This window comes from Streptomyces sp. NPDC054932 (assembly GCF_053610205.1).
Genome location: NZ_JBSGXU010000002.1, coordinates 99,354 through 123,258, shown reverse-complemented (window position 1 = coordinate 123,258; position 23,905 = coordinate 99,354). Strand labels below are relative to the sequence as shown.

27 protein-coding genes and 1 tRNA gene are annotated in these 23,905 nt (G+C 72.2%); 15 read left to right on the top strand and 13 right to left on the bottom strand.

The window, feature by feature from the left end; genetic code table 11:
* The first annotated feature begins 102 nt into the window (after positions 1-102).
* Positions 103-576 carry a cupin domain-containing protein gene (locus ACWGE1_RS01325; RefSeq protein ID WP_453418487.1) on the top strand — a complete coding sequence of 158 codons (474 nt, stop codon included), beginning with the start codon at positions 103-105 and terminating at the stop codon, positions 574-576.
* Here the strand turns inward: ACWGE1_RS01325 and opcA are convergent.
* Both opcA and ACWGE1_RS01315 read right to left on the bottom strand, forming a co-directional pair.
* Entirely contained in the window at positions 525-1,457 is a 933-nt protein-coding gene (gene opcA, locus ACWGE1_RS01320; RefSeq protein WP_453418486.1) for a glucose-6-phosphate dehydrogenase assembly protein OpcA, read from the bottom strand. The two genes, ACWGE1_RS01325 and opcA, sit on opposite strands and share 52 nt — an antisense overlap.
* 21 nt (positions 1,458-1,478) lie before the next feature.
* A complete protein-coding gene (locus ACWGE1_RS01315) occupies positions 1,479-3,089 on the bottom strand; it encodes a helicase HerA-like domain-containing protein (RefSeq protein ID WP_453418485.1) in 1,611 nt (536 codons plus the stop codon).
* An 88-nt stretch (positions 3,090-3,177) separates the two neighbouring features.
* On the opposite strand from ACWGE1_RS01315, the gene ACWGE1_RS01310 reads away from it, so the two are divergent.
* Together ACWGE1_RS01310 and ACWGE1_RS01305 are read left to right on the top strand one after the other, a co-directional pair.
* Positions 3,178-3,474, top strand: a complete 297-nt coding sequence (locus tag ACWGE1_RS01310; RefSeq protein WP_030010424.1) for a type II toxin-antitoxin system VapB family antitoxin — start codon at positions 3,178-3,180, stop codon at positions 3,472-3,474.
* 92 nt (positions 3,475-3,566) lie between these two features.
* Positions 3,567-4,238, top strand: a complete 672-nt coding sequence (locus tag ACWGE1_RS01305; protein ID WP_453418484.1) for a LytR C-terminal domain-containing protein — start codon at positions 3,567-3,569, stop codon at positions 4,236-4,238.
* Positions 4,239-4,278: 40 nt separating this feature from the next.
* Here ACWGE1_RS01305 and upp read toward each other — a convergent pair whose 3' ends face one another.
* Positions 4,279-4,914, bottom strand: a complete 636-nt coding sequence (gene upp, locus ACWGE1_RS01300) for a uracil phosphoribosyltransferase (RefSeq protein ID WP_030010426.1) — start codon at positions 4,912-4,914, stop codon at positions 4,279-4,281.
* Between the two features lie 164 nt (positions 4,915-5,078).
* Between upp and ACWGE1_RS01295 the strand changes: the two genes are divergently transcribed.
* The 10 genes from ACWGE1_RS01295 to ACWGE1_RS01250 all read left to right on the top strand — a co-directional run bounded on the left by ACWGE1_RS01295 (position 5,079) and on the right by ACWGE1_RS01250 (position 11,850).
* Entirely contained in the window at positions 5,079-6,029 is a 951-nt protein-coding gene (locus ACWGE1_RS01295; protein WP_453418483.1) for a universal stress protein, read from the top strand.
* Positions 6,030-6,112: 83 nt separating this feature from the next.
* A complete protein-coding gene (locus ACWGE1_RS01290) occupies positions 6,113-6,292 on the top strand; it encodes a hypothetical protein (RefSeq protein ID WP_453418482.1) in 180 nt (59 codons plus the stop codon).
* 365 nt (positions 6,293-6,657) lie between these two features.
* A complete protein-coding gene (locus tag ACWGE1_RS01285; RefSeq protein ID WP_453418481.1) occupies positions 6,658-7,206 on the top strand; it encodes a tRNA adenosine deaminase-associated protein in 549 nt (182 codons plus the stop codon).
* Between the two features lie 50 nt (positions 7,207-7,256).
* Entirely contained in the window at positions 7,257-7,685 is a 429-nt protein-coding gene (tadA, locus tag ACWGE1_RS01280; RefSeq protein WP_453418494.1) for a tRNA adenosine(34) deaminase TadA, read from the top strand.
* A 98-nt stretch (positions 7,686-7,783) separates the two neighbouring features.
* Positions 7,784-7,868, top strand: a tRNA-Ser gene (locus ACWGE1_RS01275).
* A 76-nt stretch (positions 7,869-7,944) separates the two neighbouring features.
* A complete protein-coding gene (locus tag ACWGE1_RS01270; protein WP_453418480.1) occupies positions 7,945-8,268 on the top strand; it encodes a hypothetical protein in 324 nt (107 codons plus the stop codon).
* 395 nt (positions 8,269-8,663) lie between these two features.
* Positions 8,664-8,825, top strand: a complete 162-nt coding sequence (locus ACWGE1_RS01265) for a hypothetical protein (protein ID WP_184791566.1) — start codon at positions 8,664-8,666, stop codon at positions 8,823-8,825.
* Between the two features lie 252 nt (positions 8,826-9,077).
* Positions 9,078-9,932, top strand: a complete 855-nt coding sequence (locus tag ACWGE1_RS01260) for an RNA polymerase sigma factor SigF (protein WP_453418479.1) — start codon at positions 9,078-9,080, stop codon at positions 9,930-9,932.
* Positions 9,933-10,162: 230 nt separating this feature from the next.
* A complete protein-coding gene (locus ACWGE1_RS01255) occupies positions 10,163-11,014 on the top strand; it encodes an RNA polymerase sigma factor SigF (protein WP_453418478.1) in 852 nt (283 codons plus the stop codon).
* A gap of 50 nt (positions 11,015-11,064) precedes the next feature.
* The gene (locus ACWGE1_RS01250; protein WP_453418477.1) at positions 11,065-11,850 is read left to right on the top strand and encodes a hypothetical protein; all 786 of its coding nucleotides are present in this window, start codon (positions 11,065-11,067) and stop codon (positions 11,848-11,850) included.
* A 72-nt stretch (positions 11,851-11,922) separates the two neighbouring features.
* Here ACWGE1_RS01250 and ACWGE1_RS01245 read toward each other — a convergent pair whose 3' ends face one another.
* Positions 11,923-12,159, bottom strand: a complete 237-nt coding sequence (locus ACWGE1_RS01245; RefSeq protein ID WP_453418476.1) for a hypothetical protein — start codon at positions 12,157-12,159, stop codon at positions 11,923-11,925.
* A 170-nt stretch (positions 12,160-12,329) separates the two neighbouring features.
* On the opposite strand from ACWGE1_RS01245, the gene ACWGE1_RS01240 reads away from it, so the two are divergent.
* Positions 12,330-12,791: a MarR family winged helix-turn-helix transcriptional regulator gene (locus ACWGE1_RS01240; RefSeq protein ID WP_453418493.1), complete on the top strand. Its 462-nt coding sequence runs from the start codon at positions 12,330-12,332 to the stop codon at positions 12,789-12,791.
* 13 nt (positions 12,792-12,804) lie between these two features.
* Positions 12,805-14,430 (top strand): MDR family MFS transporter, encoded by a 1,626-nt coding sequence (locus tag ACWGE1_RS01235; protein ID WP_453418475.1) that lies wholly within the window; start codon positions 12,805-12,807, stop codon positions 14,428-14,430.
* Here the strand turns inward: ACWGE1_RS01235 and ACWGE1_RS01230 are convergent.
* The 9 genes from ACWGE1_RS01230 to ACWGE1_RS01190 form a co-directional block, all read right to left on the bottom strand.
* Entirely contained in the window at positions 14,420-15,193 is a 774-nt protein-coding gene (locus tag ACWGE1_RS01230) for a TetR/AcrR family transcriptional regulator (protein ID WP_453418474.1), read from the bottom strand. The two genes, ACWGE1_RS01235 and ACWGE1_RS01230, sit on opposite strands and share 11 nt — an antisense overlap.
* A 122-nt stretch (positions 15,194-15,315) precedes the next feature.
* Entirely contained in the window at positions 15,316-17,526 is a 2,211-nt protein-coding gene (locus ACWGE1_RS01225; RefSeq protein ID WP_453418473.1) for an ArnT family glycosyltransferase, read from the bottom strand.
* The gene (locus ACWGE1_RS01220; RefSeq protein WP_453418472.1) at positions 17,523-18,791 is read right to left on the bottom strand and encodes a glycosyltransferase; all 1,269 of its coding nucleotides are present in this window, start codon (positions 18,789-18,791) and stop codon (positions 17,523-17,525) included. Before ACWGE1_RS01220 ends, ACWGE1_RS01225 begins: the two co-directional genes overlap by 4 nt.
* 25 nt (positions 18,792-18,816) lie before the next feature.
* Complete coding sequence (locus ACWGE1_RS01215; protein WP_453418471.1) at positions 18,817-20,355, bottom strand: sensor histidine kinase; 1,539 nt, start codon at positions 20,353-20,355, stop codon at positions 18,817-18,819.
* Positions 20,355-21,122 (bottom strand): response regulator transcription factor, encoded by a 768-nt coding sequence (locus ACWGE1_RS01210; protein WP_453418470.1) that lies wholly within the window; start codon positions 21,120-21,122, stop codon positions 20,355-20,357. Before ACWGE1_RS01210 ends, ACWGE1_RS01215 begins: the two co-directional genes overlap by 1 nt.
* Positions 21,123-21,208: 86 nt before the next feature.
* On the bottom strand, positions 21,209-22,090 hold the full coding sequence (locus ACWGE1_RS01205) for an amidohydrolase family protein (protein WP_453418469.1): 882 nt from the start codon (positions 22,088-22,090) through the stop codon (positions 21,209-21,211).
* Entirely contained in the window at positions 22,074-22,412 is a 339-nt protein-coding gene (locus ACWGE1_RS01200) for an antibiotic biosynthesis monooxygenase family protein (RefSeq protein ID WP_453418468.1), read from the bottom strand. The genes ACWGE1_RS01205 and ACWGE1_RS01200 overlap by 17 nt, the downstream gene beginning before the upstream one ends.
* A 103-nt stretch (positions 22,413-22,515) precedes the next feature.
* The gene (locus ACWGE1_RS01195) at positions 22,516-23,418 is read right to left on the bottom strand and encodes a DUF2797 domain-containing protein (RefSeq protein WP_453418467.1); all 903 of its coding nucleotides are present in this window, start codon (positions 23,416-23,418) and stop codon (positions 22,516-22,518) included.
* Complete coding sequence (locus tag ACWGE1_RS01190; protein WP_453418466.1) at positions 23,415-23,849, bottom strand: Lrp/AsnC family transcriptional regulator; 435 nt, start codon at positions 23,847-23,849, stop codon at positions 23,415-23,417. The genes ACWGE1_RS01195 and ACWGE1_RS01190 overlap by 4 nt, the downstream gene beginning before the upstream one ends.
* Positions 23,850-23,905: the final 56 nt, after the last annotated feature.

Here is a 23,905-nt window from a genome sequence, read left to right as displayed (position 1 = left end):
CTCCGTCCCTGGTCAGCCCCTGGAGCACCGCTGAATTGACCGGCGACACGGGCCGCCGATTGACCCCTGATACCGGTCGATCATGGCCGTAGATTGGTGGACATGACAGAGATCGCGACCCGCGCCGCCACCGCCGAAGCCATTTACGACGCCCCCGGCAGCCTCATCACCCTGCTCACCGACACCGCCGAGCTCACCTGCAACACCGCCACCTTCGACGAGGGCGCGGCGGGCGCCCCGGTGCACTTCCACACCAGGGCCACCGAGTTCTTCCACGTCACCGCAGGACGGCTCGACATCCTCGTGGACGACGAGATCCACACCCTGCGCGCCGGCGACTTCATCGCGGTCCCGCCCGGCGTGAAGCACGCCTTCGCCCCCGCCGCCGGTCACACCGCCGCCGTGTTCGTCGGTTTCACCCCCGGCATGGGCCGCTTCGACTACTACCGGCTCCTCGGCCGGGTCAACGCGGGCGAGGCCACCGTGCAGGACATCAAGGACAGCTCGGCGACCTACGACAACCACTACGCGGAGAGCTCCGTCTGGAGCGGCCGCCGCCGCAGCGCGGAGCCGTAGACCACGTCCGCGTCGAGGCGGCGCAGTTCCTCCGCGATCAGTTCGGCGCCGCTGCGGATCTTCAGGGCCACCCTGCGGTCGGGGCTCCCCGGCAGGCTCAGGGTGGCCAGCACCCCCGCGGGCCGGTCCACCCGTATCTCCCCGCCCGTCGTCTGCAGGCTGACCCTGGTGATCACCGGGCCCTCGCTCGCCACCCGGGCCACCGGCACCCCCAGCCGGTCCTCCAGCCAGCGCGCCAGCAGCTCCGCGCTCGCGTTGTCGGGCTCGCTCTCCACCCTCGCTCCGGTCACCGGCAGCGGCTTCTGGTCCAGGGCCGCGGCCAGCAGCGACCGCCACGACGTGATCCGCGTCCAGGCCAGGTCGGTGTCGCCGGGCTGGTAGCCGGCGGCCCGCTCGTCGAGCACGGCGACCGTGTCGAAGGCGGCCGCCGCGTCGGTGATCCGGCGCTGCGCGAGCGCGCCCAGCGGGTCACCCGCCAGGTCGACGGGAGCGTCGGCCGGCCACCAGGCCACCACGGGGGCGTCCGGCAGGAGCAGCGGCAGGACCACCGAACCGGCCTGCTCGGTCAGCGCCCCGTGCAGACGCAGCAGCACGATCTCGCCGGTCCCGGCGTCCGAGCCGACCCGCAGCTCGGCGTCCACCCGGTTCGCGCGGAGCTTGAGCGGGCCGCGCGAGGTCCGCCTGATCACCGCGATGATGCGGCACGGGTGTTCGCGCGAGGCCTCGGAGGCCGCGCGTACGGCGTCGTAGGCGTTCTCCTCGTCGGTGACGATGACAAGGGTCAGCACCAGCCCCATGGTCGGGCTGCCTATCGCCCGGCGTGCTGCGAGCAGGGCCCGGTTGACCTTGCTGGACGTGGTGTCGGTGAGTTCGGTCCGCATGCACCCGAGTCTGTCACCGCGTCACCGGCGCTTGCGCGCGGTCCCGAAGATCGAGCGCGAGATCTCCCGGCCCAACTGCGTCCCGATCGACCGCGCCAGCGAGCGGAACAGTCCGCTCCCCACCACCTTCTCGGCCAGCGAGGGATCCGGCTCCGGGGCGCTGCGCGCGGCCCGCGCGGCCTCCTTCTCCGCCTCCTCGGCCTGCTTCTCGGCCTCGGAGGCGGCCGCGGCCGCCTCCGCCTGCGCCTCCGCGGCGGCCTGTTCGGCGCTGATCCGCTCGTACGCCGACTCGCGGTCGACCGGCTCCGCGTAGCGCGACCAGAGCAGCGAGGACTTCACGGCCCGCTCCAGGTCCGCCTCCGCGATCGGCCCCATCAGCGACTGCGGGGCCCGCAGCCGGGTCGCCGCGACCGGGGTCGGGGCGCCCTTCTCGCTGAGCACGGTGATGACGGCCTCGCCGGTCCCCAGCCGGGTGAGCAGCTCCTCCAGGTCGTAGGCGGTACGGGGGAAGGTCTTCACCGTCGCCTTCAGCGCCTTGGCGTCGTCCGGGGTGAAGGCGCGCAGTGCGTGCTGCACCCGGTTGCCGAGCTGGGCGAGCACGTCCGCCGGCACGTCCTTGGGGGTCTGCGTGACGAAGAAGACGCCGACGCCCTTGGAGCGGATGAGCCGGACCGTCTGGGTGATGGACGACAGGAAGGCCTTCGAGGCCCCGTCGAAGAGCAGGTGCGCCTCGTCGAAGAAGAAGACGAGCTTCGGCTTCTCCAGGTCGCCGACCTCCGGCAGGTCGTTGTAGAGGTCGGCCAGCAGCCACATCAGGAAGGTGGAGAAGAGCTGCGGCTTGTCCTGGACCGCCGGGAGTTCCAGTACGGAGACCAGTCCGCGCCCGTCCGGCGCCGTACGCAGGAACTCCGCGGTGTCGAACTCGGGCTCGCCGAAGAACTCCGAGGCGCCCTGCTGCTCGAAGGCGGTCAGCGCCCGCAGGATCACCCCGGCCGTCACGGTGGACAGCCCGCCGATCCCCTTGAGTTCGCTCTTGCCCTGGTCGGAGACGAGGAAGGCGACGACCGCGCGCAGGTCCTTGAGGTCGATCAGCTCCAAGCCCTTGGTGTCGGCGTAGTGGAAGATCAGGCCGAGGGACTGTTCCTGCGTCCGGTTGAGCTGGAGCACCTTCGACATCAGCACCGGGCCGAAGCTGGTGACCGTGGACCGGACCGGGATGCCGGGGCCGATCCCGCCCAGCGAGTAGAACTCGCAGGGGAATCCGCCGGGCTCCCACGGCTGGGCCACGTCCCTGGCCCGTTCGTCGATCCGCTCGCTCGGCGTCCCGGGGGCCGAGATCCCCGAGATGTCCCCCTTGATGTCGGCGAGGAAGACGGGCACGCCGCCCGCCGACAGCTGTTCGGCGATGAGCTGGAGGGTCTTGGTCTTGCCGGTACCGGTGGCTCCGGCGACCAGCCCGTGGCGGCCCAGCACCGCCAGGGGGATGCGGATCTGACGCCCGGGCAGACACTGCCCGTCCCACAGGAGGGCCCCGAGGTCGAGCGCGGGTCCGGTGAACGCGTACCCGGCGGCGATCTCCCCGGCCGGGCCGCTCTCGTCCGCCGGAACGGCGGGGTCGGTGCTCTCGCTCATGCATCACTCCCCAAATAGCGCTGTTCGCCACTTTTGCACCACCGCCACGAGGCTGCGCCCGCACGCACCGGCCCGGTAGGCTTTCCGTGTGATCTTCAAGCGCATCGGAAGCGGACGGCCCTACCCCGACCACGGCAGGGAAACCACCCGGCAGTGGGCGGACGTCGCGCCGCGCCCGGTCCGGCTCGACCAGCTCGTGACGACCAAGGGCCAGCTGGACCTCGAAACGCTGCTCGCCGAGGACTCCACCTTCTACGGCGACCTGTTCGCCCACGTCGTGAAGTGGCGGGGCGACCTCTACCTGGAGGACGGGCTGCACCGCGCCGTGCGCGCCGCGCTCCAGCAGCGCCAGGTGCTGCACGCGCGCGTCCTCGAGATGGACTGACGCTTCGCGTAGATTGCGCCTTTCGGGTCGCCATTGACCTATCAGCAGATCATTTAGTAGGCATCGACACCGGGCCGCACTACGCTGCGCCCATGAGCATGCTCACTCCCCCCGGCATGGGCGGAAAGTACCGCGTCACGGGAGCCGCCTACCCGCGCATGAGCCGTAAGCGGAGCCGTCCTCGGATCGTCCTCGCCGTGCTCGGCTCGATCCTTGCCCTGGCCCTGGTCGGCTACGGGGCCCTGCAGCTCATCGACGTGTTCCGGGGCGATGGCCCCAAGCGGAACACGGCTGCGGGTGCCAAGGACTGCCCGACGACGCCTCCCGGTGCCGCTGCCAAGGGCGGCCCTTCCGCCGCCTCCACCGCCTCGGCCCCCGCCAAACCTGCGGTCGTGCTCCCCCCGCCCGGGGAGATCACGGTCAACGTCTACAACGCGACACCGCGCGCGGGCCTGGCCAAGGCCGTCGGTGACGAGCTGAGCAAACGCGGCTTCGTCATCGGCAAGGTGGGCAACGCCCCGGCCGACTTCGACAAGAAGGTCCCCGGCACGGGGATACTGCTGGGCTCCCCCACGACCGACAAGGCCGTCTTCTCCGTACTCGGCACGCAGCTCGCCGGCACCACCCAGCAGACCGACACCCGCGAGACCGCGGACGTCGACCTGATCCTGGGCGACGCCTTCAAGGAGCTGAGCACGAAGGAGGACGCGGACAAGGCGCTGGCCCTCCTGGCCAACCCCGTGCCCGCGCCCAAGAACTGCTGACTCGCCGAACCGTCCTGCGGCTCGTACGGCTCGTCCGGCCCTACTCCGCCGAGCCGTACATCCGGTCGCCCGCGTCACCCAGACCCGGCACGATGTAGCCGTGCTCGTTGAGCCGCTCGTCCACGGCGGCCGTCACCACCGTCACCGGCGTGCCCGCCAGCTCGCGCTCCATGATCTCGACGCCCTCGGGCGCGGCCAGCAGCACCACGGCCGTGACATCGTCCGCGCCGCGCTTGATCAGCTCCTGGATCGCCGCGACCAGCGTGCCGCCGGTGGCGAGCATCGGGTCGACGACGTAGACCTGGCGTCCCGAGAGGTCCTCCGGCATGCGCGTCGCGTACGTGGAGGCCTCCAGGGTCTCCTCGTTGCGGACCATGCCCAGGAAGCCCACCTCGGCGGTCGGCAGCAGGCGCACCATGCCGTCGAGCATGCCGAGGCCGGCGCGCAGGATCGGGACGACCAGCGGGCGCGGGTGCGAGAGCTTCACGCCGGTGGTCGGGGCGACCGGGGTCTCGATGTCGGCCTGCTCCGTGCGCACGTCCCGGGTGGCCTCGTAGGCGAGCAGGGTCACCAGCTCGTCGGCGAGCCGCCGGAAGGTGGCGGAGTCGGTGCGCTTGTCGCGCAGGGTGGTGAGTTTGTGCGCCACCAAGGGGTGATCGACGACCTGCAAACGCACAACATCCTCCAAAACTCAGCCTGCGACCTGCAAAAACGGTCGCACGACGCGACCTGCACCCAAAAGGCTACGCGCTGAGGCGGCCCCTTCGCGTCCGAAGCGGCGCCCGCGCCCGCCGCGGCCCTGCGGATGCGCCCCGGGCGGACGCCCAGCAGGCTGGACTGATGAGCAACACACCGGTGATCGCGGCCGTCGACGGCTCGGAGCACAGCCTCAAGGCCCTGGAGTGGGCGCGGGCCGAGGCCGTCCGGCACGACAGCGGGCTGCTCGTCGCCCATGTACTGCCCGACCACGCCCAGTTGTATGCCGGGCGCCGGGCGTCGCTGCACGACCCCTCGCAGCCGGCGGAATTCGCCGACCCGGTGCGCGACTGGATCCTGGCGCTGCTCGGCGGCGGCTCCGCGCTGCCCGAGGGGGTCACGTACGAGGCCCTGGAGGGCTCCGTCCCCGAGGCGCTGCGGGTGATCGGGGCGGAGGCCCGGATCCTGGTGATGGGCTCCCGGGGCCGCGGCGGCTTCGCCAGTCTGCTGCTCGGCTCGAACAGCCGGGCCGTGGCGAGCACGGCCGCCTGCCCGGTGGTGGTGGTCCCGCACGAGGAGCGCAGCGCCGGCGCCGGCTCCGACCCCGACGCGCGGGAGTCGGCCGGGCGGGTGGTGCTCGGGCTGCACGCCGCCGAGACCGCCGACGACGTACTGACCTTCGCGTTCACGGAAGCGGCCGTGCGGGGGACCACCGTCCAGGTGGTCTCCGCGTACGCCATCCCGCCCTCGCCCGCCCTGGTGGTCGACAGCCCCTTCGCGGTGATCCCGCCCGAGGGACTGGCCGACGGAGGGGACGGCGTACCGGCCGAACGGGAGATGCTGCGGTCCCAGACGGAGCGACTGGCGCCCTTCCGCGAGCGGTTCCCGGACGTGCCGGTCGAGCAGGCCGCGGTACCCGGGGACCCCGCGGGCCGGCTGGTCATCGCCTCCCGGGCGGCGGCGCTCGTCGTGGTGGGCCGCCACCACCCGCGGCGCACGGCGCTGTCGCTGCCGATCGGCTCGGTGGCCCATGCGGTGCTCCACCACGCGCACGGCCCGGTGGCCGTGGTCCCGACCCTGGGGGAACAGTCCTGACCTGCGGCGGGGTGGCATCAAACGGGCTGTCCGGGGGAAGGTGGGTGCAGGGGGGACGACCGACCAGCCCAGGGTGGTGGCCGATGCCCGACACGCAGCCGAGCGACGATGTGCCGGAGACACCGGCGCAGCGCCGGGCGCGCCGCGCACAGTTCCTGCGTGACCTGATGGAGGCGCGCGAGCTGCGCGATCGCGTCCAGCCCCGCCGGGCCCGTGCGGCCCGTATGCGCCAGCAGATGCGGATGCGTACCTTCCGCTGGTGATCCGGCGCCTTCCCGCCCCGCGGACCGGATACCGCCCCGCGGACCGACCCGGTCCGGTCCGGCAGGCCGCCGTGGCGCGACGCCGGGTCCCGGCACGCCGCGGCACGCCGCGACACGTCCGGGCCGCACCACCCGCCCCACATCCCCCGATACGACCCCGCCGCCCCCGCGCCGCAACCCCGTGCGGCCCCTGCCGGGGCACGGCGCGGCACGACGCAAGCGCGGAAGACCTCTCGCAAAGCCGCTGTTTCTGCCACGATGCCGATTGGGCGGGGTACGGGCGGCGAGCAGCACAGCCGTTCTGCCCCAACCTCCGGCCGGGGGGACCTCCAACCGGCACGCCTAAGACCAGTGGGAGAGTCACGGTGTATTTCGCCGCACTGCTCGCGCGCACCGAAGACGGGTGGGAAGCGAGCGACATGGAACTCGACGACGTCGAGTCCCTCAGTGATCTGATCGATCTCGCCCGGTCCGCCGCTGTCGACGACGACACGGTGGTCGCCCTCATCGAGCAGGAGGACGCCTGGTTCGGCGTTGTCCGCGTGGACGGCGAGGAGGACCCGCGGTACTTCGTGTCGAACGCCTCCGCGGCCGCCCGCAGCTCCTACGGCTCGATGCTGACCAAAGAGCTGCTGGGCAGCGACGAGGAGGACGACGAACTCGACGACCTGGACCTGGACGGCACCGAGGACGGCGAGGAGGATGCCGTCGCCGCGTTCGCGGACGAGGACTCCGACGAGGACGAGGTGGGCGGGGCCGGTGCGGAGCCGGTACCGGCCGGTCCGCTCGGCGACCCCCGGCTGCTGGACGATCTCGGAGTGACCAACAAACAACTGATGACCCTGGACGGGGACGCCCTCTCGGAGATCGCCGAGTCCCTCGGCGCCACCGAGGTCCTGGAGGCCGTCCGCTAGTGGTCCCTGCGAACACCGACGATCCCGTACGGGACCCGTGGCGGGACTCCATGCGCCTGGCGCTCCAGGAGGCCGCCCGGGCGGTGCCGGCCGGCGATGTGCCGGTCGGCGCCGTCGTGCTGGGCCCGGACGGGAAGGTCCTCTCCACCGGGTACAACGAACGCGAGGCGACCGGCGACCCCACCGCGCACGCCGAGGTGGTGGCGCTGCGCCGGGCCGCGGCCGAGCTCGGGGAATGGCGGCTTCCGGGGTGCACCCTCGTGGTCACCCTGGAGCCGTGCGTGATGTGCGCGGGCGCGCTCGTGCAGTCGCGCGTCGCCCGGGTCGTCTACGGCGCGGACGACGAGAAGGCGGGCGCGGCGGGGTCGCTGTGGGACCTCGTACGGGACCGGCGGCTCAACCACCGCCCCGAGGTGGTCCGCGGCGTCCTCGCCGAGGAGTGCGCACGGCAGCTGACGGACTTCTTCCGCGACCTCTGAGCCGGACCGGGCCCGGAAAATGCCTGCGTACGGCGCCCGTGACGCCCCCGGAGCAACCGATTTCGGCGGATGGGGTTCCTTAGGCTAGGATCCATCTCGGTAGTGTGTCCGAGTGGCCGAAGGAGCTCGCCTCGAAAGCGAGTATGGGGCAACCCATCGGGGGTTCAAATCCCTCCACTACCGCTTCGACCGAGAGCCCCGCCCCGCAAGGGTCGGGGCTCTCGGCGTATCCCGGGCTCCTCTCTCCGGAGGACCCCGCGTGACCGCCCGCCGCCTCGGCCGTTGTCACGGCATGACCAAGACCCAGCGCATGCTCGCCGCCATCGCCCTCGCGGGGGCCGCCGCGGGCCTCGCCGCACCCGCCGCCTCGGCCGCCCCGATCTCCCCCCTCACCCTTCCGGACCTGCCGACCGCGGCCCCGGGGATGCCGGCCGGGGCGCAGCCCACGTCGGTCCAGGAGATCGGGTCGCAGCTCAGCGCCGGCGCGAACCAGCTCAACGCGCTGATGGACCTGCCCAACCAGCTGGCCCCCGTCATCGCGCCCGTACAGCCGCTCACGGACCTGGCCGGCGGCCTGGAGTAACACCCGGTACTCGGCAGGCGCGCCCCGCGGAGTCCCGGGGCGGGACGGCACGAAGAAGGCCCCGACCACCGGTCGGGACCTTCGACGCACGGGACGGGGGAAGTGGCATCGGGGGGACGAACCACTTCCCCCGGCGAGGACGGACCTGCCGGTCCGGGCCGCAGTCAGGGGGAAGCTCGCGGCCCGGGCCCCGCAGTGAGGCCCTGTCCCTCACCCACCGGTTTCCTGCCAGAACCGGTGGGCTCACCTCAATCCTGCGCCCGCCGCAACCGCCCGCTCCACGGCAAAGGACCCGGAGTACCGGGTCATTGGTCCTTAAAGGGCAGGTGAGTGTCCAATCTTGACCGGTTAGACTCACCCGACTTGCAAGGACCGGTTGGGGAGGCCGCCCGCTCGTGGACACCAAGAAGCTCATCACGGGTGCCCTCACCGTGTTCGTCCTCTTCGTGATCATCACCCAGCCGAAGAGAGCGGCCGAGATCGTGGAAATAGGCTTCCAGGGGATATCGGATGCCGCCTCCGGCATCGGCGAGTTCATGACCGAACTGGTGCGCTGACCCGTACGCTGAAGCGGTTCCCGGACTTCCGGCCCCCCACTCCGACGGGTGGGGGGCTTTTGTATACCCACCACTGGCCATATTGCCCCGATATGCCCAACTTGCCCTCAACACGGCGATATACGGTGCTTGCACACAGTGCACATCTCTTGTGATGCTATGACCGCTTTTGATGGATGAGTTGACTGAAGGGGTGGCGTGACCGTGCCGGCCAGTACTGCGCCTCAGGTGCCACCCCAGCAGGACCCCCAGGTGCCACCTCAGCCGGAGCCCCAGCGGGAACACCGCCAGGAGCCCCTCCAGGAGCCGCCCGAGGAGCCCCCGGTCGCACCGAGGCCGCCGAGCAGGGGCGCGGACACCCGGGCCCTCACCCAGGTCCTCTTCGGGCAGCTGAAGGGCCTGGAACCGGGCACCAGCGAGCACAGCCGGGTGCGCGGCGCCCTCATCGAGGCCAACCTGCCGCTCGTCCGGTACGCGGCCGCCCGCTTCCGCAGCCGCAACGAGCCGATGGAGGACGTGGTCCAGGTCGGCACCATCGGCCTGATCAACGCCATCGACCGCTTCGACCCGGACCGCGGCGTGCAGTTCCCGACGTTCGCGATGCCGACCGTCGTGGGCGAGATCAAACGGTACTTCCGCGACAACGTCCGCACCGTCCACGTGCCGCGCCGCCTCCACGAGCTGTGGGTCCAGGTCAACGCCGCCACCGAGGACCTCACGACCCTCCACGGCCGCACCCCGACCACCGCCGAGATCGCCGAACGGCTGCGCATCACCGAGGACGAGGTGCTGTCCTGCATCGAGGCCGGGCGCAGTTACCACGCGACCTCCCTGGAGGCCGCCCAGGAGGGCGACGGCATGCCCGGGCTGCTGGACCGCCTCGGCTACGAGGACCCGGAGCTGGCCGGGGTCGAGCACCGCGACCTCGTCCGCCACCTGCTCGTACAGCTGCCCGAACGCGAGCAACGGATCCTGCTCCTGCGGTACTACAACAATCTGACGCAGTCCCAGATCAGCGTGGAGCTCGGCGTCTCCCAGATGCACGTCTCCCGACTCCTCGCCCGGAGCTTCGCCCGACTGAGATCCGCAAACAGGATCGAGGCGTAACCGGAACGAGTGGAGATCATTCACGCGTTTCCCGACAGATCGGACTGATCGGCCTCTGATCTCTTCTGTCGCTGGAGATATATGTCGACATGGCGCTACAGCGCGTTGCCGACATGTGACATTCTGCGTGAACCGCGTTTGCCGCAGCCCCGCCTCCGGTATTCAGGTGGAGGCTGCGTTCCTCCGACGGGCGCGCAGTACGCGACCGTCCGCGACCTCAAGGGGGTGGCATGTCCGTAGACCAGGGCAGCTCCAAGGTGCTCACGCTCGTCAAGAGCGCGCCAGCGCCGGCAGCACCGGCAGCGTCCGACCGCTCGGAAGCCATCGACACCCGCACCCTCTCCCGCTCCCTCTTCCAGCGGCTTGCCGCCCTGGATGCGGACAGCCCCGAACGGGCGTACGTACGCGACACCCTGATCGAGCTGAACCTGCCTCTCGTGCGCTACGCCGCGGCCCGATTCCGCAGCCGGAACGAGCCGATGGAGGACATCGTCCAGGTCGGCACCATCGGCCTGATCAAGGCGATCGACCGCTTCGACTGCGAACGCGGCGTCGAGTTCCCGACGTTCGCGATGCCGACCGTCGTGGGCGAGATCAAACGATTCTTTAGGGACACCTCCTGGTCCGTCCGCGTCCCGCGCCGGCTCCAGGAGCTGCGTCTGGCGCTGACCAAGGCCAGCGACGAGCTCGCCCAGAAACTGGACCGCTCGCCGACCGTGCCGGAGCTCGCCGCCGTGCTCGGGGTCTCGGAGGAGGACGTCGTCGACGGCCTCGCCGTGGGCAACGCCTACACCGCCTCCTCGCTCGACTCGCCCTCCCCCGAGGACGAGGGCGGCGAGGGCTCCCTCGCGGACCGCCTCGGCTACGAGGACACCGCGCTGGAGGGCGTCGAGTACCGCGAGTCCCTGAAGCCGCTGCTCGCCAAACTCCCGCCCCGGGAACGGCAGATCATCATGCTGCGGTTCTTCGCCAACATGACGCAGTCGCAGATCGGCGAGGAGGTCGGCATCTCCCAGATGCACGTCTCCCGGCTGCTGACCCGCACCCTCGCGCAGCTGCGCGCAGGACTCATCGGGGAGTGATCCGGCGCCTCGCGCTTCCCAATTGACGATCCGTCAGGAAAACTGGCGCGATGCGAAAGGGATCGCGAGCGGCCGCCACCGCCCTCCTCGCCCTGTGCTGCACGGCCGCCGCCGGCCTCACCGGCTGCGGCGGCCCGGCACGGGACGGCCATGTCGCCGTGGGCGCCGCGGCCCCGGGCCCCGAACGGGGCGCGGGGGAGAACGTGGCACCGCGGGGTCAGGTGGAGTTCCAGCAGCTCGGCGGCCCGGACGCGCCGGGCGGATCCACCGCGTCGTCCAGTACGTCGACCGCTCCCGCGGGATCCGGGACTCCTGGCGCCTCCACCCCGGGCGGAGCCACGACCACCGGCCCCGGCGGCTCCGCGGACGCGCCCGGCACCCCGTCCGGGCCGGGCCGGACCCCACCGGCCCCCGGCACACCGGGCACGCCCGGCACGCCGACGGTGCCCGGCACTCCGGGCCCACCGGGCACGCCGACGCGCCCTCCCACCGGGCCCGGCACCACACCGCCGGCGCCGCCCGCGTCCACGCCGGCCCGGCTGACGCTGTCCACGCCGGTCAGGGCCGCCGCGGCCGACCGCTGGTGCGAGCGGGTCACCGTGACCTTCACCAACACCGGGACCACCGCGGCCAATGCGGGCACGGTCAGCTTCGCGACGCACATCATCGGCGCCCTCGGCGTCGACTGGGCCACGATCACGACGAGCCAGCCCCTGCCGGCACCCCTGGCGGGCGGGACCGCGAAGACGCAGACCTACACGGTGTGCGTGGAGTCCTGGCGGGTGCCGCTGGGCATGCACGTGGACACCCGGAAGGTCACCGCGACCTGGAGCTGAGCCCCGCGCCGCCGCCCCCGCCCCGGCCCTGCCGCCCGGGCGGGCCGCCGCCGGCCGCCCGCCCGGCCGCCGTCAGATCAGGTACCAGGCGGCCGCGCCGATCACGAGGACGAGCGCGATGACCAGTCCGATCTTCGCGGCCGAGTTCGAGGACCCGGACCGTTCCTGCTCGGCGCGGCGCTGCTGGCGCGACCCCGGACCCGCCTGGCGGGCCGGTGCGGCCTCCTCGACGAAGGCCCGGAACATCTGGGTGCTGCCCGCGGGGTCGTAGTTGCCCTCGGGGACCTGTGAGTTGCGGTTGTCAGCCATGGAGCAGGACCCTAGCCGGTTTTCCGATTCCTTTACCGCCCCACCCCCCAGATTCATTTGCCTGTAGCAACCATTCGCTTCTATGGTTGCCTGAAGCAACAAGATGGGGGAACCCGGTGACCGTGCAGACCGCGCCCACGACTCAGGCTCAGACGCCGAGACCGGCTCCGATTCCCAGTCCGAGTCCGAGTCCGGCTGCGGCTGCGGCTGCGGCTCAGAGTCCGGCTCCTTACGCGGAGCTGGCCCGCCAGCTCACCGGAATCGGCGCCGTCAAGCGCGAGCTCGCCCGCAGCCTGCCCCCGGACTGCCCGCCCGGCGCCGCCGCCGTCCTCACCGTGCTCGACCGGCACGGTGAGATGCGGCTGAGCCGGCTGGCCGAGTTCATGGCGGTCGACATCTCGGTGACCAGCCGGCACGTGACGCACATCGCCGACCGCGGCTGGATCGAGCGCGAGACCGACCCGGGCGACGGACGCTGCCGGATCCTGCGGCTCACCCCGGCCGGACGGGCCCTGCTCAGCGAGCTCGGCGCCCGCTACACGGCCTCGCTGGAGAGAGCCCTGCACGACTGGTCACCCCAGGACATCGACGTACTCAACACCTTGCTGGCCCGACTCCGATCGAGCTTCTAGACGAAGGAAAGACATGGCCCAGTCGGAGACGACGACCGACAACCCACCCACGTCCGTGGCCACCCCGGTGACCATGACCCACCCCCAGATCATGAAGGCGCTGTCCGGGCTGATGCTCGGCATGTTCGTGGCGATCCTGTCGTCCACGATCGTCTCCAACGCCCTCCCCCAGATCATCAGCGACCTCGGCGGCACCCAGTCCTCGTACACCTGGGTGGTCACCGCCGCCCTGCTGTCGATGACGGCGGCCACCCCGCTGTGGGGCAAGCTGTCCGACCTGTTCAGCAAGAAGCTGCTGGTCCAGATATCCCTCGTGATCTACGTCCTCGGCTCGGTCGTCGCGGGCCTGTCCCAGAACACCGGCACGCTGATCGCCTGCCGCGTGGTCCAGGGCATCGGAGTCGGTGGCCTGTCGGCCCTGGCGCAGATCGTGATGGCCGCGATGATCTCCCCGCGGGAACGCGGCCGGTACAGCGGCTACCTCGGCGCGGTCTTCGCCGTCGCCACCGTCGGCGGCCCGCTGCTGGGCGGTGTCATCACCGACACGGAGTGGCTGGGCTGGCGCTGGTGCTTCTACGTCGGCGTGCCGTTCGCGATCATCGCGCTGATCGTGCTCCAGCGCACCCTGCACCTCCCGGTCGTGCGCCGCGACGTCAAGGTCGACTGGCTGGGCGCCTTCCTGATCAGCGGCGCCGTCTCGCTCCTGCTGATCTGGGTCACCCAGGCCGGCGACTCCTACGAGTGGGTCTCCTGGCAGACCTGGGCCATGACGGGCGGCGCGGTGCTGCTCGGCCTGCTCTTCGTCCTCGTCGAGTCCCGTGCGAGCGACCCGATCATCCCGCTGCGGCTGTTCCGCAACAAGACCATCACCCTGGCCTCGGCGGCCTCGCTCTTCGTGGGCATCGCCATGTTCTCGGGGACCGTGTTTTTCAGCCAGTTCTTCCAGTTGGCCCGCGACGAGTCCCCGACGATGTCCGGAATCCTCACGATTCCGATGATCGCCGGCCTCTTCGTCTCCTCCACCGTTTCCGGTCAGGTGATCACCAAGACCGGTAAGTGGAAGGCCTGGCTCGTCTCCGGCGGCGTACTGCTGACGGCCGGACTCGGACTGCTGGGCACGCTGCGGTACGACACCCCGTACTGGCACATCGCCGTCTACATGGCGCTGACCGGCCTCGGTCTCGGCATGATGATGCAGAACCTGGTCCTCGCCACGCAGAACCAGGTGGCCCCCGAGGACCTGGGCGCGGCCAGCTCGGTCGTCACCTTCTTCCGCTCCCTCGGCGGTGCCATGGGCGTCTCCGCACTGGGCGCGGTCATGGCCAACCGGGTCACGCACTACGTCCAGGACGGCCTCGCCGCACTCGGCCCGAAGGCCGCGGCCCTCGGCCACGGCGGCACCGCCGGGGGCGGGATCCCCGACCTCGACAAGCTGCCCGCGCCGTTCCGCGAGGTCATCGAGTCCGCGTACGGGCACGGTGTCGGCGACGTCTTCCTCTACGCCGCACCGTTCGCGCTGCTCGGACTGGTCCTGGTGGTGTTCATCAAGGAGGTCGCCCTGCAGTCGAAGCCGGCGGCCCACGCCCCGGCGGCGGCTTCGAGCGAGCCGGCCCCCGCCGAGGCCGTCGTCAAGGCCTAGCCGGAGCCCGGCCGGCCGGCGCCTGACCCACCGGAGCCCGGCCGGCCGGCGTCTGCCCCGCCGAGGCCCGGCCGGTCGGCGCCTTGGCCGCGATACCGGCGATCAGGACGTCGAGCGCGAGGCAGAAGTCGCCCTCCGGCGCCCGCCGGACCGTCCCCCCGCAGCCGTGCAGGAACTGCGAGACGGCCAGGTGGGCGCCGGTCCGGGCGGCGTCCACCAGCCCGGTGGCATCCAGCAGCCGCTGGAGGGCGGTGTCGAACGCCCGCGCGTGCGGGCCGATGTTCGGGTAGGTCGCGGTGAGCGGAGCCACCCACGGGTGGTCCGCCAGCACCCGCCGGTAGTCCCGGGCGAGCGCCTGGAGCCGGCCCGGCCAGCCCGCCCCGCCGTTTTCCGCGGCGGCCTCCGCGGCCGTCTTCACACCGATCTCCGTTGCGCCCTCCGTTGCGCTCGCCGTGACGCCCTCCGTGGCCGGGGCGGGCAGCCTCAGCTCGCCCAGGGCGCTGTCGAGGGCGAGTTCGAGCAGATCCTGCTTGGTGTCCACGTACCAGTACAGGGACATCGCGGTCACCCCGAGCCCGGCGGCGAGCCGTCGCATCGAGAACCGGGTCAGCCCGTCGGCGTCGAGCAGCCGCACGGTGGCGGCGGTGATCCGCTCCCGGTCCAGCCCGGAGGGTGCCTCGCTGCGGCGTCTGGCGGGTGCGGCGGGCCTGGCGGCCAGCCACACACTGGTCCGGGTCTCGCCGGGATCGGCCGCGGTCACCATGCAGGCACCCTCCTCACGACAGGTGGATCAGCCCGGAATGCCCGGTCCGCCCTCTTGATGCTAGGGGGTGTCGAACGGATCGGGCAGGATCAGCGGGTGGGGTCCGGTGCCCTGAGGCCGGATCAGGTCGTCGGAGCCGTCAGGTCGTAGAAGGTGGCTCCGCCGACCGTGGACGCCTTGTAGGTGGCCTTGACCCAGGTCTCGATCTCCGTGCTCGTGCCGCCGCCCGGACCACCCCGGCCACCGCCACCGGGCATACCGCCCTCGGCGGCACCGCTCGTGGCGCTCTGACCGATGAACCAGTGGATCTTCCCGTCCCGCACGTACGCCTGGAACTGCTCCAGGGTCGGCGAGGGGTCACTCCCGTTGAAGCCGCCGATCGGCATGACGGGCACACCGGAGGCCAGCTGGTAGCTCGCCGCGTTCTGGGAGCCGATGGCGGCCGCCGCCCAGGTGTACGCGTCGGCGTCGGTGGTGAGGGCCTTCTTGGCCTCGGCGCTCACCCGGGCCCCGTTCAGCAGGCCACCCGGACCGCCCTGGCCGCCGCCGAACCGCTCGCCACCACCGCGTCCGCCCGGGCCTCCCTGGCCGCCCTGGCCCTGCTGCATCCCGCCCGTACCGCCCTGGCCCTGCGTCATGGCGCCCGGCGGCGGGAAACCGCCCTGCTGACCGGTGCCCGGCCGGCCATCGTTCCACTGCCCGCCCGCGCCGCCCGCGGCGCCCGCGGCGCCCTGGCCACCCGGGAGCATCTCGCCGGACCCGCCCGCGCGGCCGGGTCCGCCGGGGCCGCCCATCATGCCGCCGGGGCCTCCCCGGCCGCCCGCCACCGCCGGGCCGGCGGTCACAATGGAACCGGTGTGCCCGGTGCTCACCGTGGTCAGGCAGTACGCGAACGGTCCGGCCAGGGCTGCCGCCAGTCCCAGCGCCGCCGTGGCCTGCAGCGTCCGGCGCCCGGCCCGCGCGGCGAACGGCAGTGCGGCCGCGGCGAGCAGTCCGCCCACCAGCACCGCCCAGCGCAGCCACGGCAGGTAGCCGGTGGCGCGGCCGAGCAGCACGTACGACCAGACCGCCGTCAGGGCGAGCGTGCCGGACAGGGTGACCGAGGCCGCCAGTCCGCCCCGCTCCTCCCAGAGCACGGCGACACCCATGCCGATCAGCGCGGCCACGAACGGCGCCAGCGCCACGGTGTAGTACTCGTGGAAGATGCCCTGCATGTAGCTGAAGACCACCGCGGTGATCAGCAGCGAACCGCCCCAGGCCAGGAAGGCGGCACGGGCCATGCCGTCGAGCGAGTCGGTGGCCCGGCGGGCCCGCCAGGTGATCACCAGGCCGGCCACCAGCAGGACCAGGGCCGCCGGCAGCAGCCAGGCGATCTGTCCGCCGATGTTCCCCGAGAAGAGCCGGTCGATGCCGGTCTCTCCCCAGCCCCCGCCTCCGCCGCCACCCGCGCCACCACGGCCACCGCCGCCGACGCTGCCGGTCTCATTGCCGTTGATCCGGCCGAGGCCGTTGTAGCCGAGGGTCAACTCCAGGAACGAGTTGTTCTGCGAGCCGCCGATGTACGGCCGGGAGGAAGCCGGCCACAGCTCGACGACGGCGACCCACCAGCCGCCGGCCACTACCATCGCGAGCCCCGCCAGCAGCAGCTGGCCGAGCCGCTTGCGCAGCCGGGTGGGCGCGCAGACGGCGTACAGCAGGGCCAGCGGCGGCAGGATGACGAAGGCCTGCAGGGTCTTGGTGAGGAAGGCGAAGCCGACCGCGACCCCGGCCCAGACCAGCCACTTGGTACGGGCCCCCTCGAGGGCGCGCAGTACGCAGTACACGGTGACGGTCAGCAGCAGGGTCAGCAGCGCGTCGGGGTTGTTGAAGCGGAACATCAGCGCGGCGACGGGCGTCAGCGCGAAGGCCGCACCGCTCAGCAGCGCGGCTCCCGGGCCGAACTGGCGGCGCACGGCGGCGTACAGCACACCGGTGGTCGCGACGCCCATCAGGGCCTGCGGGACGAGGATCTGCCAGGCGCCGAGCCCGAAGAGCCGGACGGACAGCATCATCGGCCACAGGGCCGCCGGGGGCTTGTCGACGGTGATGGAGTTGCCGGCGTCGGAGGAGCCGAAGAAGAAGGCCTTCCAGCTCTCGCTGCCCGCCTGCACGGCGGCGGAGTAGAAGGAGTTGGCGTAGCCGGAAGAGCCCAGGTCCCACAGGAGCAGGGCGGCGGTGGCGATCAGCAGCCCGGCGAGGGAGGGGAGTTCCCAGCGGGGGCGGTCGACCGCCCGGCCGCCGGTACCGGCTCGGGCCTCGGGGACCGGGAAGAGCGAGGGTGCTGCCGTGGTCATCGAATGTCGTCCTTCGCAGGAGTGTCGCGCCGCTCGGGGAAGACCCAGGCGCGGAAGAGCAGGAAGCGCAGCACGGTGGCGGCGAGGTTGGCGGTGATCAGCACGGCCAGTTCGGTGCCGTGCCCTGGATCGGCGTCGGCCGCTCCGAGCGCGGCGAGGGAACCGCTGGTGAGGGCCAGCCCGATGCCGAACACCACGAGGCCCTGGGCCTGGTGGCGCACGGCCCGGTCCCGGCCCCGCACCCCGAAGGTGAGCCGTCGGTTGGCGGCGGTGTTGGCGATCGCGGAGAGCAGCAGCGCGGCGCCGTTGGCGAACTGCGGGCCGGTCCCCGCGCGGAAGGCGGAGTACAGGAGCAGGTAGAGCACGGTGGACAGCGCTCCGACGGCGCAGAAGCCGAGGAGCTGGCGGGCCAGTCCGCCCTCCACCCCGGGCAGTGCGGCGCGGTCGCGCGGATCGTCGCCGAAGGGGCGGGCGAGCCGGTCCAGCGGGAGCGCGCCGACCGCCAGTGCCCGGCCGACCCGCCAGACGCCCTTGAGGTCGTCGGTGGCGGTCCTGACGATGTGGACGGTGGAGTCGGGGTCGTCGACCCAGTCCACCGGAACCTCGTGGATCCGCAGCCCGGCCCGTTCGGCGAGCACGAGCAGTTCGGTGTCGAAGAACCAGCCGGTGTCCTCCACCAGCGGCAGCAGCCGCTCGGCGACCTCGCGCCGGATCGCCTTGAAGCCGCACTGCGCGTCGCTGAACCGGGCGGCGAGGGAGGAGCGCAGGAGGAGGTTGTAGGCGCGGGAGATGAACTCCCGCTTCGCGCCCCGCACCACCCGCGAGGAACGGGCGAGGCGGGTGCCGATGGCGAGGTCGGAGTGGCCGGAGATCAGCGGTGCGACCAGTGGCAGCAGGGCGTTGAGGTCGGTGGAGAGGTCCACGTCCATGTAGGCGAGGACGGGGGCGTCGGAACCGGACCACACCTGGCGCAGGGCCCTGCCCCGGCCCTTCTCCTCCAGCCGGGTGCTGCGTACGCCGTCCAGTGCGGCGGCGAGCCCGTTCGCGACCTCGGGGGTGCGGTCGGTGCTCGCGTTGTCGGCGACCGTGATCCGGAAGGGGTAGGGGAAGGTCCGGGTGAGGTGCTCGTGCAGCCTGCGGACGCACGGGCCGAGGTCCTTCTCCTCGTTGAAGACAGGAATCACCACGTCGAGGACGGGCTCACCGGGCACGGGCGCGAGGGGCGCCCGTGCCGGAAGGGCCCCGGGAGAGGTGTCGGTTCGCATGTTCCGACATTCGCCGGGCGCCCTGTCACCGCTGTGTGCTGAGCCTGTGCCCCGCCTGTGAGTCCGAACGGTCCGCCTCCGCGTGCGGCAGCAGAACCTCGAAGCAGGTCCGCCCGGGCTCGCTCCGTACTCCGACCCGCCCGCCGTGCGCGGTGACCACGGCCTGCACGATGGCCAGCCCGAGCCCGGTGGAGCCCGCCGCACGGGAGCGTGAGGCGTCGCCGCGGGCGAAGCGCTCGAAGACGTGGGGGAGCAGGTCGGGCGGGATTCCGGGCCCGTCGTCCTCGATCCGCAGCCGGACGGCGGATGTTTCACGTGAAACATGCGCGGTGACGGTGGTCCCCGGCGGGGTGTGCGTTCGGGCGTTGGCGAGCAGGTTGACCAGGACCTGCTGCATCCGGGCCGGGTCGGCCCGGATCGGTGCCGGCTCTTCGGGCAGGTTCAGGCGCCAGTGGTGCTCGGGGCCCGCGGCCCGGGCGTCGCTGACGGCATCGATGACGAGCGGGGCCAGGTCGGTGTCGGCGTCGCCGGTGGGCAGCGGGCTGCCCGCGTCGAGCCTGGCCAGCAGCAGCAGGTCCTCGACCAGGCCGGTCATCCGGGTGGCCTCGGACTCGATCCGGCCCAGGGCGTGCCGGGTGTCGGGGCCGGGCTCCTCCCGTCCCCGGCGGGTGAGTTCGGCGTATCCGCGGATGGAGGCCAGCGGGGTGCGCAGCTCGTGGCTGGCGTCGGCGACGAACTGCCGGACCCTCGTCTCGCTCTCCTGACGGGCGGTGAGGGCGGAGGAGACGTGGCCCAGCATCCGGTTGAGAGCGGCACCGACCTGGCCCACCTCGGTACGGGGGTCGGCCTCGGCGTCCGGTACCCGCTCGTGGAGAGCGGGCTCGCCCTTGTGGAGGGGCAGTTCGGAGACCCGGGTGGCGGTGGCGGCCACCCGGCGCAGCGGGCGCAGGGCGACCCCGACCAGGGCCTGACCTGCGAGGGAGGCCGCGATCAGCCCGGCGAGCGTGACGCAGAGCTCCACGCCCACCAGGGTGCGCACGGTGGAGTCGACGTCGCTCAGGGGGAAGCCGAGGGCGAGGTTCCCGTCGTGGGAGGTCAGCACCCGGTAGCTGCCGAGGCCCGGGAGCTCCGCATCCACCGGCCCGGGCGTACCCTGCGCGGACTTCCGCGCGGCCTGGGCCAGGGCTTTGCCCTGGCCCTCGGTCAGCGCCGGCGCCTGGTCGACCGGCCATCCGTCGACGCGGGCGTTGCGGGCCGTCCCGAGGACGTTCCCGGCGGGATCCAGGCGGATCCCGGCGGCGTCCAGCGGGCTGCCGGGAGCCGTGACGAAGCCGACGCTGTTCTCCCGGACCGGCTTCCCACCGGGCGCCCGGGCGGCCATCCTCACGGAGGTGCCCAGCTGGTCGTCGAGCTCGGTGACCAGGTACGAGCGCAGGGCGAAGGTGGTGACGGTCCCGATGGCCGCGCCCACCACGGCGATCAGTGCCACTGCCGAGACGACGAGCCGGGTGCGCAGCGACCAGGGCCGGCGGCCGCGTGGTCGCCGGTTCCTGCGGAAGGCCACTACTCGCCCGGCTTGATCAGGTATCCGGCGCCGCGGCGCGTGTGGATCATCCTGGGCAGACCGGGGCCGCTCTCCAGCTTCCTGCGCAGGTAGGAGATGTACAGCTCGACCACATTGGCCTGGCCGCCGAAATCGTAGGACCACACCCGGTCCAGGATCTGTGCCTTGCTCAGCACGCGCCGCGGGTTGCGCATCAGGTAGCGCAGCAGCTCGAACTCGGTGGCGGTCAGGTGGATCTCCCGGTCGCCCCGGACCACCTCGTGGCTGTCCTCGTCCAGCCGGAGATCACCGACGGACAGCACCGAGCCGCCTCGTGCCGCCTGCGCCGCGCCCGAGCGCCGGACCAGGCCGCGCAGCCGGGCCACGACCTCCTCCAGGCTGAAGGGCTTGGTGACGTAGTCGTCGCCGCCCGCGGTGAGGCCCGCGATCCGGTCCTCCAGCGAGTCCTTGGCGGTCAGGAACAGCACGGGGACCTGGGGGATCTCACGGCGCAGCCGCCCGAGGACGGCGAGGCCGTCCATGTCGGGGAGCATGATGTCGAGGACGACCACGTCCGGCCGGAACTCCCGTGCCGCCCGGACCGCACCCGCGCCGTCGCCGGCACTGCGGACCTCGCACCCCTCGTAGCGCAGGGCCATGGACAGCAGCTCGGAGAGCGAGGCCTCGTCGTCGACGACGAGGACCCTGCAGGGTCCCCCGTCGGGCCGCACCAGGGCCGACGGGTGGTTGGTGGACGTGGACGCATGGGAGGTGGTCGTCGCAGTCATGACGAACACGCTGTCCGGTGCCTCTGAGAGCGTTCTTGTGCCTACCTGTGAATTTCCTGAGAAAGGAATGGGGGCCGGGCCGGCGGTCAGCCGTCGAGACGGAAGAGCCGGGCGCCGTTGTCGTGGCAGACGGCGCGCAGCCAGTCGTCGCCGAGGCCGAGCCGTTCGAGGGCGGCGAACTGGTGCTCGTAGGGGTAGGGAATGTTGGGGAAGTCGGTGCCGAGCAGGATCCGGTCGCCGAGGTCCGCGAGGCGCCCGCGGTCCCCGGGCGGGAAGCCGCTGATCTGCTCGGCGAAGTCGGTGAAGGCCATGGTGGTGTCCAGGCGGACCTCGGCGTACCGGTCGGCCAGGTCGAGGAAGTCGGCGTACTCGGGCATGCCCATGTGGGCGATGACCAGCGGCAGCCTCGGGTGGCGGGCCAGCAGCCGTGCGATCGGCTCGGGTCCGGTGTGCTTGCCCGGGGCGGGCCCCGAGCCGCAGTGGATCACGATCGGGATGCCGGCCTCGGCGAGCAGCCCCCAGACGGGGTCGAGCCGGTCGTCGTTCGGGTCGTAGCCGCCGACCTGGAGGTGCGCCTTGAAGATCCGGGCTCCCGCGTCGACGGCGTGACGGACGTAGGCGGTCGCGCCCTCCTCCGGGAAGAAGGTCGCGGTGTGCAGGCAGTCGGGGGTGCGGGCGGCGAAGTCGGCGGACCAGGCGTTGAGCCAGGCGGCCATCGCCGGTTTGTGCGGGTAGAGCATGGCGGTGAAGGCCCGGACCCCGAACTCCCGCAGGAGTGCGACGCGCTGCTCCTCCTCGTGCCGGTAGGTGATGGGCCACTCGACGCCGGTCAGCGGGCCGATCGCGTCGAAGTAGTCCCACACCTTGTCCAGCACGCGCTCGGGCATGAAGTGCGTGTGGACGTCGACCAGTCCGGGCAGCCCGAGCCGCTCCCGGAAGGCGCGGACCGCCTCAGCCGTTGCGGACAAAGCCGTGGCTCCGCTCGACGGTCGCGACGTGCAGGGTGTAGCTCTCGTACCAGTCGGCGCGGCCCTGCTTCATCGCCGCCTGGTGCTCCATGTCCTTGCGCCACGCGGTGAGGGACTCGTGGTCGCGGAAGTAGGCGACGGTGATGCCGAGGCCGCCGGGGGTCCGCGCCGACTCGTAGCCGAGGTACCCCGGATTCGCCGAGACGATCTCTTGCATCCGCTCGAGGGTCTCGGGGTATCCGGAGTCGTCGGCAGTACGGACGTTGCTGAAAACGGCCATGACATAAGGGGGTTCGAAGGCCGGTACCGGCTGAATGGTCATGACCGACACCCTCGGCGGAGCGCCCCCGGCATGTCCACCGGAATCGGCGCCGGAAGGCCAAAGGGATCCAAGTTTTGACCATGGCCGCGGCCGGCCACGGGTGTCAGAACAGCCCGTCCTGCTCGGCAGGAGGCCCGCCGGCGGACGGGATCTGCGCCACGGGGACCGATGTCACCGCCTCGTCCCCCGGCGCGGTGAGCTCCCAGCCGGCCAGCAGCCGGGTGTCCACCACGAGTCCGTCCGCGAGGTGCAGATCGGGACCCGCCGCGCCCGCCAGCCGGCCCACGACGCACCCTCCGGGCACCATCTCGGCAAGCACCCTCGCGGGCCCGGACAGCCCGGACAGCCCGGGCAGGGCGTCCAGGGCGAACGCCTGCGCATGGTCGGCCACTTCGCACTCCACCCGCTCCAGCGACTCCGGCCACCCGGGCAGCGCCGCCGCCCGTGCGTGCAGCTCGGCGACCTCCCGGGCCCGGTCGGGCGCGGCCGGCAGGTGGGCCCGTACGGCGCGCTTGCGGGCGTACGCGATCCGGTCGGGCACCCCGAGCGCGGCCCGCAGCAGCTCCTCGGTGCGCCGGGTGGCCATCAGCGGACCTCGCCCGAGCCAGGCCCAGGCCACCGCCCCCTGCTCCAGCAGCCGGGCCGAGCCGCGCTCCTCGGCGGTGATCCCCACCTTGACCATGCCGGGCCCGAACCAGGCCAGGTAGACGCGGTAGGTGCGCGGATCGGCGGCATTGGTGTCGGCCGCCACGGAGAACGACCGGTCGAGGCGGGCGCATTCGGGGCACTGCGCGTTCCCGGTGCGGCCCGGCACGGTGTCCGCGGTGGGGCAGGGCGTCCGCTTCCCTGCCCTCCACACGCCGAGGCAGTGCCGCTCGCCGCGTGCGGCGAAGGCGATCCGCTGCCCGTACGCGAGCTCGCTCACCCGCTCGCCGCGCCCCTCCCCGTACCACCTGATGGCGGGACGGCCGTCCTTCCACCGGATCCCGGTGCACCACCAGGTCACAGCGGGAGCGGCCTCTCGAAGAACGTCTCCAGGACGACGGTGGCGTGCGTACCGCTGACGCCGTTGATGGCGTAGAGGCGCCGCAGGACGTCCTGCAGCTGCTCGGTCGAGGCCGTCCGCACCTTGACCAGCACGGACGCGCTGCCCGCGATGATGTGCGCCTCCTGGATCTCGGGGATCGCGGCGAACTCGGCGCCGGACTCACCCATCCAGGCGTTGGAGTCGACCATCACGTAGGCCAGGACTCCGCTGCCGACGGCGGCCGGGTCGACGTCGACGGTGGTCCGCCGGATCACCCCGCGCTCGCGCAGTTTGCGTACACGCTCGTGGGTGGCCCCCGCCGAGAGCCCGACGGCCGTGCCCAGAGCGGCGTACGACTGGCCGGCGTCCTGCTGCAGGCGCAGGACGAGCGCACGGTCGATGTCGTCCACGCAATCTTCCTCTCATGGGCCTGTCGGCCCTTGCGAAGACGGTACCTGATCCTGCA

What these genes read in the sequence shown, in the direction of transcription:
- ACWGE1_RS01325 (WP_453418487.1), top strand. Translation starts at nt 103, where the DNA reads ATGACAGAGATCGCGACCCGCGCCGCCACCGCCGAAGCCATTTACGAC.
- opcA (WP_453418486.1), bottom strand. Translation starts at nt 1,457, where the DNA reads ATGCGGACCGAACTCACCGACACCACGTCCAGCAAGGTCAACCGGGCC.
- ACWGE1_RS01315 (WP_453418485.1), bottom strand. Translation starts at nt 3,089, where the DNA reads ATGAGCGAGAGCACCGACCCCGCCGTTCCGGCGGACGAGAGCGGCCCG.
- ACWGE1_RS01305 (WP_453418484.1), top strand. Translation starts at nt 3,567, where the DNA reads ATGAGCATGCTCACTCCCCCCGGCATGGGCGGAAAGTACCGCGTCACG.
- ACWGE1_RS01295 (WP_453418483.1), top strand. Translation starts at nt 5,079, where the DNA reads ATGAGCAACACACCGGTGATCGCGGCCGTCGACGGCTCGGAGCACAGC.
- ACWGE1_RS01290 (WP_453418482.1), top strand. Translation starts at nt 6,113, where the DNA reads ATGCCCGACACGCAGCCGAGCGACGATGTGCCGGAGACACCGGCGCAG.
- tadA (WP_453418494.1), top strand. Translation starts at nt 7,257, where the DNA reads ATGCGCCTGGCGCTCCAGGAGGCCGCCCGGGCGGTGCCGGCCGGCGAT.
- ACWGE1_RS01255 (WP_453418478.1), top strand. Translation starts at nt 10,163, where the DNA reads ATGTCCGTAGACCAGGGCAGCTCCAAGGTGCTCACGCTCGTCAAGAGC.
- ACWGE1_RS01250 (WP_453418477.1), top strand. Translation starts at nt 11,065, where the DNA reads ATGCGAAAGGGATCGCGAGCGGCCGCCACCGCCCTCCTCGCCCTGTGC.
- ACWGE1_RS01245 (WP_453418476.1), bottom strand. Translation starts at nt 12,159, where the DNA reads ATGGCTGACAACCGCAACTCACAGGTCCCCGAGGGCAACTACGACCCC.
- ACWGE1_RS01235 (WP_453418475.1), top strand. Translation starts at nt 12,805, where the DNA reads ATGGCCCAGTCGGAGACGACGACCGACAACCCACCCACGTCCGTGGCC.
- ACWGE1_RS01230 (WP_453418474.1), bottom strand. Translation starts at nt 15,193, where the DNA reads ATGGTGACCGCGGCCGATCCCGGCGAGACCCGGACCAGTGTGTGGCTG.
- ACWGE1_RS01225 (WP_453418473.1), bottom strand. Translation starts at nt 17,526, where the DNA reads ATGACCACGGCAGCACCCTCGCTCTTCCCGGTCCCCGAGGCCCGAGCC.
- ACWGE1_RS01220 (WP_453418472.1), bottom strand. Translation starts at nt 18,791, where the DNA reads ATGCGAACCGACACCTCTCCCGGGGCCCTTCCGGCACGGGCGCCCCTC.
- ACWGE1_RS01210 (WP_453418470.1), bottom strand. Translation starts at nt 21,122, where the DNA reads ATGACTGCGACGACCACCTCCCATGCGTCCACGTCCACCAACCACCCG.
- ACWGE1_RS01200 (WP_453418468.1), bottom strand. Translation starts at nt 22,412, where the DNA reads ATGACCATTCAGCCGGTACCGGCCTTCGAACCCCCTTATGTCATGGCC.